Origin of the sequence: Fulvivirga ulvae (assembly GCF_021389975.1) — a bacterium.
GTDB lineage: Bacteria > Bacteroidota > Bacteroidia > Cytophagales > Cyclobacteriaceae > Fulvivirga > Fulvivirga ulvae.
In genome coordinates this window covers 1,360,336-1,374,605 of record NZ_CP089981.1, presented here as the reverse complement: position 1 = coordinate 1,374,605, position 14,270 = coordinate 1,360,336, and the positions used below count along the sequence as shown (strand labels likewise).

The 14,270-nt window shown below is 40.6% G+C and carries 6 protein-coding genes; all 6 read right to left on the bottom strand.

Features of this window, described 5'->3' with window-relative positions; translation table 11 throughout:
• Positions 1-2: 2 nt before the first annotated feature.
• Complete coding sequence (gene sov, locus LVD17_RS05755; protein ID WP_233765363.1) at positions 3-7,226, bottom strand: T9SS outer membrane translocon Sov/SprA; 7,224 nt, start codon at positions 7,224-7,226, stop codon at positions 3-5.
• A gap of 13 nt (positions 7,227-7,239) precedes the next feature.
• Positions 7,240-7,833, bottom strand: a complete 594-nt coding sequence (gene ruvA, locus LVD17_RS05750) for a Holliday junction branch migration protein RuvA (protein ID WP_233765362.1) — start codon at positions 7,831-7,833, stop codon at positions 7,240-7,242.
• The gene (locus LVD17_RS05745) at positions 7,811-10,108 is read right to left on the bottom strand and encodes an NADP-dependent malic enzyme (RefSeq protein ID WP_233765361.1); all 2,298 of its coding nucleotides are present in this window, start codon (positions 10,106-10,108) and stop codon (positions 7,811-7,813) included. Before LVD17_RS05745 ends, ruvA begins: the two co-directional genes overlap by 23 nt.
• A gap of 151 nt (positions 10,109-10,259) precedes the next feature.
• Positions 10,260-11,357 (bottom strand): DUF4837 family protein, encoded by a 1,098-nt coding sequence (locus tag LVD17_RS05740; protein WP_233765359.1) that lies wholly within the window; start codon positions 11,355-11,357, stop codon positions 10,260-10,262.
• Between the two features lie 82 nt (positions 11,358-11,439).
• Positions 11,440-12,840, bottom strand: coding sequence for a lytic transglycosylase domain-containing protein (locus tag LVD17_RS05735; RefSeq protein WP_233765357.1), 1,401 nt, complete (start codon positions 12,838-12,840; stop codon positions 11,440-11,442).
• A complete protein-coding gene (gatA, locus tag LVD17_RS05730; protein WP_233765355.1) occupies positions 12,837-14,264 on the bottom strand; it encodes an Asp-tRNA(Asn)/Glu-tRNA(Gln) amidotransferase subunit GatA in 1,428 nt (475 codons plus the stop codon). Before gatA ends, LVD17_RS05735 begins: the two co-directional genes overlap by 4 nt.
• Positions 14,265-14,270 lie beyond the last annotated feature (6 nt).

Here is a 14,270-nt window from a genome sequence, read left to right as displayed (position 1 = left end):
TTTTATTGAGCTAAACTAAAGCGTATCTGAACTCCCAATCTGGTTGTTGCCCGTCTGTAAGAATTCGATATTTTGGGTTCATTAATATTGCGCTCAAAATAAAACTGCAGGTTAAGCTTCTCATTCAATACATAACTGATGTTAGGTCTTAATTGAATATTGAGACCACCATTAGTGATAGTATTTACTTCGTTGATCTTTCTTTGAATGGTTTCCGTATCTCTAATAGTAAAATTCATTCTGAACGTAAGGTCATTCTTTAATGAAACAACCCGTCCCTGCGATTTAAACGGAAGCTTAAAGTTAGCTTTTGTAAATCCAACTTCGAGAACAATGTCATTGCTCCTGACTTCGGTTACCTGAGCATTTGTGATATTTAAGGCCACATCGCGTTTTGTTTTGTACTCCACTTTTGCCGTAAGCCTACTTTTTGTTCTGACATTAACACCAATTAGCGGAGAAAATTGTTCACTTATCATTACCTGACTAATGATGTAGATGGGTATAAGCCTGCCTTCACTGTTTAAACTGCCAAATTCAGAATCGTTATAGCGCTCTATATTGCGATCCAATTCCAGCCCTTCGGTATAGTCTAACGAATTACTATAGTTCGAGACAGTGTAATTTGATTGATATCCGTGAGTAATTGCTACCGATTGAAAAATCTTCTGAAGTGCCGGAACGCGACTCAATCCGGTGTAGTCGACTCTCCAATTGGGTAGTGGTGTAGCCGGAAATGGGCTTAAGCTTACATCATTTACATTTTTACCGGTGTAAGCTGCGATAAAGGCAGGGATAATTACATCCTGAGAATTGGTGTCATATACTATGCCTGTCTTTTCATTAAATCTGCTAAGAATATCAAACCTGTTGGTTTCAAAATCCTGAAATATTTCAGAATTATTGTCGTCATCATCCCGGCTAAACGCTGTTCTTATTGTCATAAATGAGACGGAATATGCGCCGGATCTACTCGGGTTCAGCGACATGAAAAATGGTTCTTCTCCATCAAGGGCTTCATTCCTGAATATTTCTTCATATGATGAACTCTTTGTTTTTCTCACGTCTAACTGTACCTTCAAATCTCTCAAAGGCTCAACGTTAGCTCTGATGTTGTAATCCTCTGTTTTAGTTTGGGTAAAAGGAGCAGTCAATTCATTGTTGGTAGTTAAAGCTCCCGCCTTTTGAAGTTCAAATCGAATATCCGGGTCCTGTGAGCCAAGAATAAAAGGAAGACCCGGTTCGTTCCAGCTGCTATCCATACCAAAAAGGAAAGCTCGTGGCATGAAACCTGGTATTAATGTACCCTCCCTAAGTGTATAAGTGGCGTTAATAGATCTTACAGACATTAAGAATCTGAAGAATCCTTTCACGCCTTTGTTCTCAGCCTTTGAGGCTTGTTGAGTCGTATCCTGCGGCGTGGTTTGTCTCAATGAGCTCCTTCTTGTACTTCTTGAGGGAGAATTGATTTCTTTCAGGAAGTTTATTTTATTATACAACTTAACCAGGTCTATTTTTCCACTCACAGTATTGTCCCGACTGTTTTGAATAGTATTTCCAAAATCCAGGCTATCCGGCCTGTTAATCGGTCCCGCAGCCCACGAATAGCCGGCCTGATATCTATATTCTGCACTTGTCCAGTCAGTGATAGGCAATTTATCCAGGGGTAACCGATAATTGGCGCTGACCGTCTGGTCGAAATTTTTCATCCTACCCAGATTTTTTAGGTTGGTCATTACAGAGTCCCTGTACTGATCAGCAGTTATATATTCATTTGTACTCAGACTATTACCTCCTCTGGGGTCACTATCAGGCTCATCAATAATAGCGTTGGCCCGGGCGTTGTAATCAAGCGAAAGGCTCTTTGTAATGTCCCACTGTAAATTATAAGTACGGTTAAAGGTAAAATACTTCTCCATGTTTACAAGATCACTATTGTAAACATCCGGATTATTGCGATACACTGTTTTCCTAAATTCCCTTCTTAATTCACCTCTTACCGAAATATTAGTGGGAACCGGAGTAAAATTGAAGTCTTTGATCAATTTCAAAAATGGTGATTTGAGGAATTTAATATCTTTGAAAGGCTCCCAGGGGAGTACCTGGGGACTGTAATTATAAGCTACAGCAGCATTATGATTTTCCTGAAGCTGTTGTTGTAAGTTGAAGTTTGTCCGGATCATTTCACTGTAAGCATAGGTGAAGGACAGGTTTTCAACATCATAAATATGTTTTTTTGCATCAGGCTTAACCTTTACTTTACGAACATTGGTAAAGTTGATACTCCTTCTTGTGGTTTCATCCGTCACTTTATCTTCGTATTCTCTTCTTTCTTCCTCGGTTTCTAATGATTGGAGGGTTGCATCTAGTGTAATATCCGGATTAGCAGGATCAAATTTTGGTTTAATAGTGGTTTTCTCGTAACTCACATACATTGGGATCTTTAAGCCCAGCTGCTCAGGCAGTAATTTATCAAGTGTAACATTAGCAGAAACATCATAAGATGTAGTTTCCTCCCGGGTACGCTCAGCAATCTTCGATTGTATGCCTCCAAAGCCGAAGGTGGTATGCCTTGCTGTAGCCGTAATGTTGGCAAAATCTGCGAGTTTAGTATTTAGTGTGGCATTTGCAGCCCAGCCTTTGGTTCTGTCAAAGTCGGTCACCCTTAGTTCGTTGGCCCAGATGCACACCGATTTAGCAGCACCATCAGAGCGTGGATTTCTAACACCTATTGTGAGCCAGGTAACAGCGCTCATGTCAGGGTTACCTCGTAGTCTGATGCGGTTGTTACCAACTTCCTTAGCACCACTAAGCGGGAAAAGCTCTCTTTTTGATATATTTTCTCTGTCACGCTCTGATTTTAATGCATATAGGGCTTCAATATCTATATCTATTTCATTTACCGCAGGCCAGATATCCTCGGCCAACATTGCTCCTTGTGGCGTAATCTTTAATGGTACTTCTATTTCATAATAGTTTGAATCCACATCTGACCCCAGCCTTAAGAATGCCGTAACTTCATCATCTTCTGCATCCTGGCTATCTGCATGTAAAAACATTTTGATCCTGCCGTAGTTAATCAGGTCAAGTGCTACCTGTTTGTATACGGCTCGGGCATTCCCATCTTCAAGATCCTCAACACATACTTGAAGTGATTGCTCGTTTAACCGTCTCTCAACAGATGATGTATTGTCACGATCCCGGTCGAAGCCCGGGGGCAATACATACGGTGACAAAGTTTCGCTACCGGCACCATTCTCTTCAATATTTACCACTGAAACAGTAAGGTTTGTAAAATCTTCGGCTTCATTGACCTGGTTGAATTTAGGGTCAGCCAAAGAGTTATCATATCTCCTCCACCGGCTTGCAACAAAGCGAAAGTTAACCATTCTAAGTACAACAGGCTCCGAAAAATTAGTAAGGTAAGTCCTTAAATACTTAATTGATTTGAAACCTGATATTCCACCAAAAGTGGCATCGGGTTGCCTGATGGGTATTCTGAACAAGTACCAGGTTACTTCATCCCCGTTTATTTGCTGGCTAACTTTATCCACCACATATTCATGGGTTTCTAACTGATTTGGGTCTAAATCAATTTTATATTCATAATATTCCTCTAATTCATTTAGCGTATTGTCATTGTTAAGATCTTCGTTATCGGGAATAGTAGTAGCAGAGGGAGTATAAAGGCCGGTGTTATTTGTAACAACAGGGGAGTTGTTTTCTACTCCGTTGAAGTTTTTATATCGCTCGAGAATTCCGGCATCTTTGGCATCCAGCTCGTCCCCGAGGAAATAATTAAAATCATCTGCTGTTGGGTCAGGGAAGTTTGCAAAAGCCTGGAAGGGGCCGTAGATTTTTTCTTCTTCATTAGCTAAACCATCAAAGCCGACATCCTGATTTGATCTTGATGATTCGGAATTATCAAATGCATTAGTCAGGTATTGCTGTGTGGTAATGAAACCCCAAGGCAGGCTTTCCTTTGCTCCTGTTGGGTTATTGACATCAAAACCATCTGCAGGGAGCCCATTTTCAAATGCATGTTTTCCATCCGGTATTAAATCTTCTGAAATAGACCCGAGGTTGAAGTAAAGATCCCCACCTGTAGTATTGGGTTTATTATTTCCCCGTCCATCATCTATACTACCATAGGGAGAGTTGATGAAGGGATCCATCAACCAAAATTCAATATATTCTACATTTGATTTATCAAAATCTACTTCCGATCGAATAGCATTGGTCATACCTCCCCAGTTTGCTCTTATATCGCTGGGGTTTGTAAAAATCCCATCAGAACCTGCTACTGCTGGATTTAAATTATACTGGCCCCTTTCAGAAGGATAAAAAGCTATGTCAAAAACAGGCTGAATATTTATAACGTTCGGGTCCAGATTAGGGAAGATTTCCTGTGGAGCCACCTGTCTTACGTAATGGTTCTTAAGGTCTTCATCAGAAATTCCGTCAGGTTTTCTCCTGTCTCCTCTATAAAAAAGGTTATCGACCTGATACCAGGCAAACTTTGCCCTTTTATATCCATATTCCAGGTCGGAACTCCTTCCATTGAATCTGTTGTCCGTAGTTCTTGGGGTAGCAGCTAGTTTCCAACTGTTAGGGTTACCTAGTGCAAAGGGGGTAGCAGTATTCTCGAAATCATCAATATAGGAAGTGCCTTCACCATCAACTACATTCGACGTTCCCGGAATAAGCTGCGCAAATTCAGCGTTGAAAGTGACACTTGAAGGTTCTTTGGTTTGTATTAGCGGCAGTTTATCGAGCATCTTTGTGAGAAAGCGTGAATCTTTCCTCACGTTAATATCAAAACCATATTTTGTATTTCTGGTGGGTTCGTTACCAACGCTTATTCGTGATATTAATGGCCGTTCATTCAGGTGTAGCAATGTAGCTCCAAGGGTAATATCATCATCTACCTTGTAGTCAAGCCGCGTTCCCAAAAGTGTTCTGGATTGAAAGTTAAACAGGTCAGCTTTTTCATATGAAATGGTCAACTGCTTGCCGGAATTAAGAACACCTTCATTGATGATGTTTACTTTTCCAAATGTATAGTCAACCTGATAGTCCACGCCTTCCTGCAATGGCGACCCTCCGGCATAAACCCTTACAGAACCTTCCGCTATGTTGAAGCCGGGAATAACAATCTCATTAGTTGAACCAGCCTGAAATCGCCCGACAATTACATATTTGTTTTTACTTGAGACCAGTTCGGCGTCATTCTTGGTTTTACTGTATAGTTCTTCATACACATATTTCTCTACCAAAGATTGTTCCTGGGGTTGAAATTCGTTGCGTAAGGGATCATCGAAGGGTTGTAGGAAGGGGAAAATTATCAAACCTGACTCCGGTTCAATAGTGATGCCTGCCACATAGTCAAAGTTACCATCTCTGGAAGGATCTTCATTCTGATTAAGCCTGTCTAAACCCAGGATTTCTATTAAGGGCTTTGTGCTGGCAGTAACACCTTGCTGAAGCTGCGGGTTATCAATACCAGTATTGTCATCACGATATATTACGCGCAACTGGAAGCCCTCTTCTGCGATGTTGGTACCATTAAGATTATAAATATTCTTCATCATCAGGTCCCATGTAGGTACCCTGTTATTCTGGGCATCGGTAATGTTGATTTTTCGGGGTCTTAGCAATTTCAGGAACACAACCTGGTCTTCGTTGAGATTGGAATAATCTTCCGAAAGTTCACCTACTTTATAGCTTCGGCCATCATAGGTATACTCGTAGGCCACCGCCAGTGCTTCGTCGTTTTGTAATTTTCTAAAAAGTGTAATGTATCCCAAACGTGGGTTAATCACATACTCATTTGGAGCCAATTTGCGAGCACTACTGATTTTTTCAAAATCTAATCCGTTTGACTGTTCTCCAAAAAGTCCTTCCAGTTCTGACGTTATATCATCAGCATTTCTATTGTTTAGCCCCAGCAGTTGCTGGTATAGTGTGTTTGCTCCATTATAGTTGGCCACTGCTCCTGCTGTTGGAGAAACTACAGCATCTCTGTAAATATTTGCAGCATTAGGCTCAGCTAAATCCATAAGACCAACTACGTTTCTTAGAGTCTGGGTGTCATTGTTTCTATTAACTACATAAACTTCTACACGGGTTACATTAACTCCAGAATTTATAAAAGGGATACTACTCAGCCATTTTTCATAATTATCTCTAAAGAAGTGCCCGAGGAAGAAGTGTCGGTTCTCATCATAGTTTGAGGCACGAATCTCAAATTCACGTCCTTGTACACCTCCGCCATCTATTGTTATCGATTCTGACTTTCCTCTTTGTGTGGAGGCCACGCTGGTAACATAAAGATCACCAAATTGCATTTGAGCTTTAATTCCGAACAGGTTTTGCGCCCCAGTGATCAGACTGTTGTTGAGGGGCAGGCTTACATTACCAATTTCGAGCTTTTGTAGTATGTCTTCTTCATACCCGGTGTATTCTACTTTAAGGTTGTTTTCAAAATCAAAAGAATTGTTGTTATCAAAGTTTGCAGTCACCTGCAGTTTTTCTCCAATCTTACCGACAACGTTCATACTGATCTGCTGATCAAATTCAAACCCTCCGCTTCTTTGCTGTCTGATTGGGATATTAGGATTATTGATTCTTTGCCACCTGCCACCAAAATCCAGGGTTACAAAACCTCTTGGTATGATTTCTACATAAGTGCCACCGAAAATTCTGTCGAAGATAGGGCTTACATAAATTGGGGGTATAAGGTTCCTGCCACTTACAGCACTTTCACCATCTAGCCCTGCAGACCTGTTTTTCCAATATTCTTTTAATTGTTGTCTTTCCTGGTATTGCTTGAATTCTTCAAAAGTCATTGAAGAAGTAGGTCGGTAATTTAAATCGCCAATCTTTTCATAAATGGTATAATTCATACCGGTATCGATCTCAACATCTAACTGAAGGCTGGCCGGATCCTGCAACAACAACGGTGACGGACTCGTAACATTGCTGAAAGGATCACCGAGGCGATCTTTAGGTTGATAGGTAGGCTTTCTTGATGGCTCGTATTGCTCGTTTTTTGCTGAATCCAGCTTTGTAGTATCCTGCTGTTGCAACTTTGTAAGATACTTTTTCGTAGAACCTGTAAGGCTAAAGCTTTTATTCTTTGGATCTTCTTCGTAAGTAAATCCAGAGCAAATCACGTAAGCGCATAGAATAGCTGATAGCGATTTATAGAATCTCTTTGAAATCAAAACGTAAGTATTATCACGCGTTTTTTAAAGTGAGCTTAATTAATTCCTCCAAAGTAATCGTATTTCCCGAATTTTTCAGGATCCTGTCGATACTTTTTTCCGCTGTAGATTTGTTAATTCCCAACGTTATCAACGCGGATAACGCCTCAGAACGAATAGTATTGTGTGAAGGTGATGTTAATTCTGATTCGCCCGGATAAAGCCCTTCTTTTTTGATTTTGTCCTTTAGCTCCAAGATAATGCGCTGGGCAGTTTTCCCTCCAATGCCTTTCACACCCTGGATCACTTTAACATCCTCATTTATAATAGCTTGTTTAAGTTCTCCTGCTGTCAATGATGATTGTATCATCAAACCGGTGCTTGGCCCAACGCCAGAAATAGAAATGAGGTTAAGGAACATCTTTTTTTCGGAAGTGCTTGAAAATCCATAAAGGGTATGGGAATCTTCCTTTACATGCAAATAAGTATGTAGCATGATATTTTCGACATCCTTAATATCTCCGTAGGTAGCCAGGGATATGTTGACGTGATATCCGACCCCGTTGACGTCTATTATCACGTGGGTCGGATCTTTGAATGAAAGTTTACCTTTGAGGTACGAGATCATTTTTTAGGTTGTTATGGTATATCTGAGCGTCTACCACTGCAATAGCGGTCATATTAATGATTTCCCTGACGGAGCTGCCCAGCTGTAATATATGAACAGGCTTTTTCATGCCCAAAAGTATTGGGCCTATTGCCTCTGCTCCACCAATTTCCATTAGCAGTTTGTAGGCAATATTACCTGCCGCCAAGTTAGGGAAAATAAGTGTATTTGCACCTTTTTCAGCTAATTCACTAAATGGGTAATTATTTTGTTGAATCTTAGTGTCCAGGGCCACATTTGCCTGAATGTCGCCGTCTATGATAAGCTCAGGAAATTTTTGTTTGGCTAGTTTGACTGCCTGCTGGACCTTCTCAGGGATTTCCCCTTTACTTGACCCGAAATTGGAATAAGATAGTACGGCTACACGCGGTTCAATATCAAAGAATTTCACACCACGGGCTGTCATTCCGATGATATCAACAAGCTCTTCTGCCGTAGGATTTACGTTAACTGTAGTGTCAGAGAAGAAGAATGTACCCTTTTTGTTGGCTATAATATACATGCCTGCCACCCTTTTTACATCTTTCTCCATGCCTATGATCTGCAATGCAGGAAGTATGGTTTTAGGATAGTCTTTTGTAAGGCCGGAGATAAGTGCATCCGCCTCGTCATGCTCGACCAGCATGCTGCCAAACATATTTCTTTCACGCATTAACTTCGTAGCTTCATATAAGGTCACACCTTTTCGCTTACGTTTTTCATAGTAGGATCTGGCGAATTTTTCGACCCTTTCGTCTTCTTCATAAGTGTCAATGATGGAGCAGTCATTCAACTCAAGTTTATGCTCTTCAATAAGCTTTTCTATTACATCCCGCTTACCTAGCAGAATAGGATGGGCAATTTTTTCATCCTGCATGATTTGGGCTGCCCGAAGTATCTTAAGGTCATGAGCTTCTGCAAAAACTACCCGTTGTGGGTTCTTTTTGGCGCGATTGATGATTCTGGACATTAATTTCTCATCAATACCGATCCTTTGCTGAAGTTCGATATGATACTGGTCCCAATCTTTTATCTCTATTCTGGCCACTCCCGTATTCATAGCAGCTTTAGCTACAGCGGGTGATATGGTTGTGATCAGCCTGGGATCGAGAGGTTTCGGGATGAGGTACTCTTTTCCAAATATTATCTTACTATCTCCATAGGCTTTGCTTACCATGTCAGGCACGGGTTCTTTAGCCAGGTCGGCAATGGCCCTTACAGCAGCCAGTTTCATTTCCTCATTTATTGAGGTAGATCTCACATCGAGTGCTCCTCTGAAAATATAAGGAAAGCCTAAAACATTGTTCACCTGGTTAGGATGATCAGACCGGCCTGTAGCCATTATGATATCAGCACGGGTGTTCATGGCGGTTTCATAGTCTATTTCAGGACTTGGATTGGCTAATGCAAAAACAATTGGGTCATCGGCCATTGACAATATATCTTCTGGCTTAAGTATATCAGCAACAGAAAGACCCAGGAAAAAATCAGATCCTTTAATAGCTTCGGAGAGTGTTTCAAGCTCGGTTTCAATGGCAAATTCTGCTTTTGAAGCATCAAGGTTGTTTCGCTTTTTGCTTATAACACCCTTGCTGTCGCACATGATTATATTCTCTTTTCTCGCACCGAGTGCGATGTAAATTTTTGTACATGCTATTGCGGCGGCCCCGGCTCCATTAACTACGATCTTAATGTCTTCAATTTTTTTGTTTACTAACTCCAGAGCATTGAGAAGTGCAGATGCGGAGATTATGGCGGTACCATGCTGGTCATCATGCATCACCGGGATATTCATTTTTTCCCGAAGTTCCTGTTCTATCTTAAAGCTTTCCGGGGCCTTTATATCCTCGAGGTTTATTCCTCCAAAGGTAGGTTCCAGTGATTTGACAATCTCAATAAATTTATCCGGATCTTCTTCATTGATTTCAATGTCGAAAACATCAATTCCTGCAAATTTTTTAAAAAGTACTCCTTTACCTTCCATTACAGGCTTTGAAGCCTCTGCCCCTATATTTCCAAGACCGAGCACCGCAGTACCGTTGGAGATGACCCCCACTAAATTGCCCTTAGCCGTATACTTATAAACATCATCTTTATTTGCTGCTATTTCCTTGCAAGGCTCAGCTACTCCGGGAGAATACGCCAGGGCAAGGTCCAGTTGAGAGCTCAGGGATTTAGTCGGTACTACTTCTATTTTCCCAGGTTGATTCTGGGAATGATAATTGAGCGCGTCTTGTTTTCGTATTTTAATTGCCATAAGTTGGTATGTTAGCTTTAAAAGTAGAAAACTGCTTCAGGTCAGGTGGTCACCGGCTTGCCTATTTTAATCTGTATAAAATAGTTATATCAGGTGATACTGTTTTGAAGCAGCCTTCTTGTTCTTATAAGATAAAGTTAATAAATAATCATTAGCTGCCAGATGTTGGCACCTGCTGTTTGGTTTTAAAAGTGGACAGGATTACCTCCAGTTCCCGAATAAATTCCCGTTGGTTTTTACCCGGGCTGTAAACAAAACCTTCTATATAGTATAGTCTGCCCAGTTCTTCATCCACCAGAGTGTAACTTATGAATGGGCCTCCCATAGAGAGGTTACTGGTTTTCCATAAGCCCCTCATTTCTACGGCATAGCTGCCATTAAAGTTAACTTGCGTTGTTTTTACCGGAATGTATGGTACTTTCGTTTCTGTAATAATATGTGTTTCCGGTGCAGCCGGGTCTTCGAACAATTGGAATCTTGCAATTGAATCTCTCAAGTCGATAATAGCTTCTTTTTCAAAAGCCTTTTCTGATTTGTATGGTCTGTAGGTGATGAATAAATTCATGTCACTCTCAGCATTAATTTGCCTGAACCATACAAAACCAGGTTGGTTTACTACAAGCTTATATCCAAAGGGTATACGCATGGCGCATTCATGATCTTCTTCGAGCATTTTTGTAAGCCCTTCCACTTCTTTGGCTTTAAAGAGTCCCGCTTCGAGTCGGTTATTTTCCGCTTTATTGAAGAAATCCTGAAGTTGCTTTTGATTCTTTTCAATATTGTCAACAAGCATTTTTTCATTTTGTCCAAAGAGGTACATCACTGTTTGTCCTCTGGCGAATTCGTCGCGGGCTGTATGAACAAAAAGGTTAGGATCTCCTTTTATTTTATCAATAGACGACTTAGTAAAGTAGTTACGAACCACCCGAGAACCAGGCTTCTTGTCATCGATAGTCATAACAAATAATAGGTTCCTGACTGATTTCAGAATGTCATTCAGTTGTCTTGGGTCAACATAATTGAGTTTAAACATGGACTCTTCTCTCGGTAGTCCACCTACTTCTGCTCTAAAAGTTTCTCTTATTTGCTCGCCAACTTTCCCCTTCCATTTGGAGGAATCCATTACCACTATTATTTCTCCTGATTTACCGCTTGCCGGAGGAAGCAGACCTTTGCTTTTTCTGCTACTGTTGCTGTCGCAGGAATAAAATATTGTTACTAATATTATTAAGGAAAAGATACTTCTCATATTGGTATATTCTTTATAGGAATAACCGGCAACTTACAGTAAAGTCACTCGGTGCCCTAAAATTAAATAAATGAGAGCAGTTTTACTTAAGGCTAACGATTAGTTTTTGACCGGGCTTTATATTGTTGGTTTCCAGCTTGTTCATTTTCTTGAGCTCATCAAGGCTGATCTCTGAAAACTTCCTGGAAATATCCCAAAGAGTATCACCAGGTTGTACTACATACATCTTGAGTCCATCCTGAGAAGTGACAATTGGTGTTGCTGTTCTGGCTACGGTTCCTGAGTTTCCAGATTGCCATATGTTAAGGCTTTGACCTATACGAATGGTATTACCTCTCAAATTGTTCCACTGCCTGATATCAGCAACCCTTACATTATACCTTTCGGCTATAGTTCCCAGTACGTCACCACTGCGAACTCTGTAAACAATTTTTTCACGCCCATAAGTTGTGCCTATAGTGTTCACGGCCAAATGCTCTAATTCTTTTCTTCCTACTTTACTGGCCGAATCAAGTATGGCAAGCCTGTTTACATCGAAGGTTTCTTTAATATCTGCCGGTACTTTAAGTATATAACCGTTCTTGGTTTCGGGAATGACACTGCGTTTTAATCCGGGATTGAGCATCTGTAAATCTTCCACACAAATGTTAACCTGATCTGCAAATGTTTGAAAATGCAGGTAATTTGCAACGTGGATAGTGTCTGCTTCCATTCTGTACTCTAAATTTTCTTCGATGAAATTATGCTCATGTGCGTAATTCATAATATACGCTATGGCTATAAACTGAGGAAGGTAAGCCCGTGTCTCTCTATGTACATAAGGATATATTTCCCAAAAAGAGTTTTTGTACCCTGATTTTCTTATAGCTTTTCTGATATTTCCGGGTCCGGTATTGTAAGCAGCTATGGCAAGCTCCCAGTCGCCAAACATGTTGTAAAGTTGTTTTAAGTACTTACAAGCCGCTTCTGTGGATTTTTCAGGATCCATTCTTTCGTCAATGTACCAGTCCTGATGAAGCCCGTAATGCCTGCCTGTATAAGACATAAACTGCCATAGTCCTACGGCATGGGCTCTTGATACTGCTGTTGGATTAAGTCCGGACTCGACTATTGATAAATATTTTAGTTCTTCAGGAATTCCATATTTTTTCAGATACTTCTCAAATAATGGAAAATAAAGATTCTTCCTTTTGATAATCATTCTGGTATAATCCCTGTCCTTTACGGCAAAATAATTTACAAAAGCATGTACCCTGTTATTGTAGTGTAAGGGTATCTCGTTTTCTATGCAACTTAATCTATCCTTAATAAGATCAAAATCCGCATCTGCGGGAATAAACTCGTAATCTGATTCGGGAAAGTAATAATTATCCAGAGTGTCAGATAAAGAGACAGGACCTGTCAAAGAGTCGTACGAATTAAATTTTGCTTCACTTTTCTTGAGTGAAAAAAAGCATAAGGCGATTAGTAGTAGTTGTCTCAATTAAGGTTGATTAAATAATCTGAAAACGCTAGCAATTTATTCTCCTGAAAATCATCGGCCATGATTTGCAGGCCGATTGGTAAACCACCTCCATCCACTCCATTGGGAATAGATATAGCAGGTAGACCAGACACAGACGATTGTACGGTGAACAAATCAGCAAGATACATTTCCAAAGGATCTTCACTATGCTCTCCCAACTTAAATGCGGTGGTGGGAGTAGTTGGCATAATGATGAAATCATATTTAGAAAGTATCTCTTTGGTATACTCTCTGATAATTCTTCGTACTTTCTGAGCCTTTGTATAGTAAGCGTCATAATAGCTTGCACTTAAAACAAAGGTTCCCAGCATTATCCGTCTTTTCACTTCTTCACCAAAACCTTCCGTACGTGTTTTTTTATACATAGATTCAAGATCAGAAGTATTTGGACTTCTAAAACCATATTTAACACCATCAAACCTGGAAAGGTTCGAACTTGCTTCGGCAGTGGTGAGAATATAATATGTAGGAAGCAGATAAGCAAGCCATGGAAAGTCTACAGCCTCTATGGTGTGTCCATCGGCCCTGAGCCTCTCAAGTGCCTCCCGGGTTTTTAATCTTATGTCCTCACTAATCCCTTCAGTTTCCAGAGTTTCCTTAATGTAGGCTACTTTTATTTTTTTTGAAGAGTCAAACTTGGATACTGAATAAGCCTCAACCGGTTTGGTTGATACGGTACTGTCAAACTCATCTTTTCCTGCTATTACCTCCAGCGTAATAGCCATATCTTCTACATTTTTAGAAAATAAACCTATACAGTCAAATGAAGAGCCGTAAGCAATCAGGCCATGCCTTGATATTCTTGAATATGTTGGCTTTAGCCCAAGTATACCACAAAATGCAGCGGGTTGCCTCACTGAACCTCCTGTATCTGAACCCAGGGAGACAAGACACATATCTGCCTGGACCGCAACAGCTGACCCTCCGGAAGAGCCACCCGGTACACGTTCGTTGTCAGCATCATTTAGTACAGGCCCGAAAGCGGAATTTTCATTGGAAGACCCCATAGCAAATTCATCGCAGTTGTTGCGGCCTATAATAATAGCATCTTCGTCAATCAGACGCTGTACAGCGGTGCCGTTAAACTGAGACTCAAATCCGTTCAGGATTTTACTGGAAGCCTGAAGCCCATGGTCAGTATGACAGAGTACATCCTTTAAAGCTATTACCATTCCTGCGAGCCTGCCGGCCGTACCCTCTTTTAATTTTTGGTCAACTTCAAGGGCTTTTTGTCTGGCTTCATTATCATAAACCTCCAAAAAAGCATTCAGATGTTTTTTTGAATGAATGTTGCCTAAGTAGTAATTTACAAGTTCGGCGCAAGTAACCGAGCCGGCTTTTAAATCTTTTTGAATAAGACTTAAGGAGGTGTACTTTTTCAAAGGATG

Excerpts from the sequence above, each read along its gene's own strand:
- LVD17_RS05740 (WP_233765359.1), bottom strand. The coding sequence starts at position 11,357 with ATGAGAAGTATCTTTTCCTTAATAATATTAGTAACAATATTTTATTCC.
- LVD17_RS05745 (WP_233765361.1), bottom strand. The coding sequence starts at position 10,108 with ATGGCAATTAAAATACGAAAACAAGACGCGCTCAATTATCATTCCCAG.
- ruvA (WP_233765362.1), bottom strand. The coding sequence starts at position 7,833 with ATGATCTCGTACCTCAAAGGTAAACTTTCATTCAAAGATCCGACCCAC.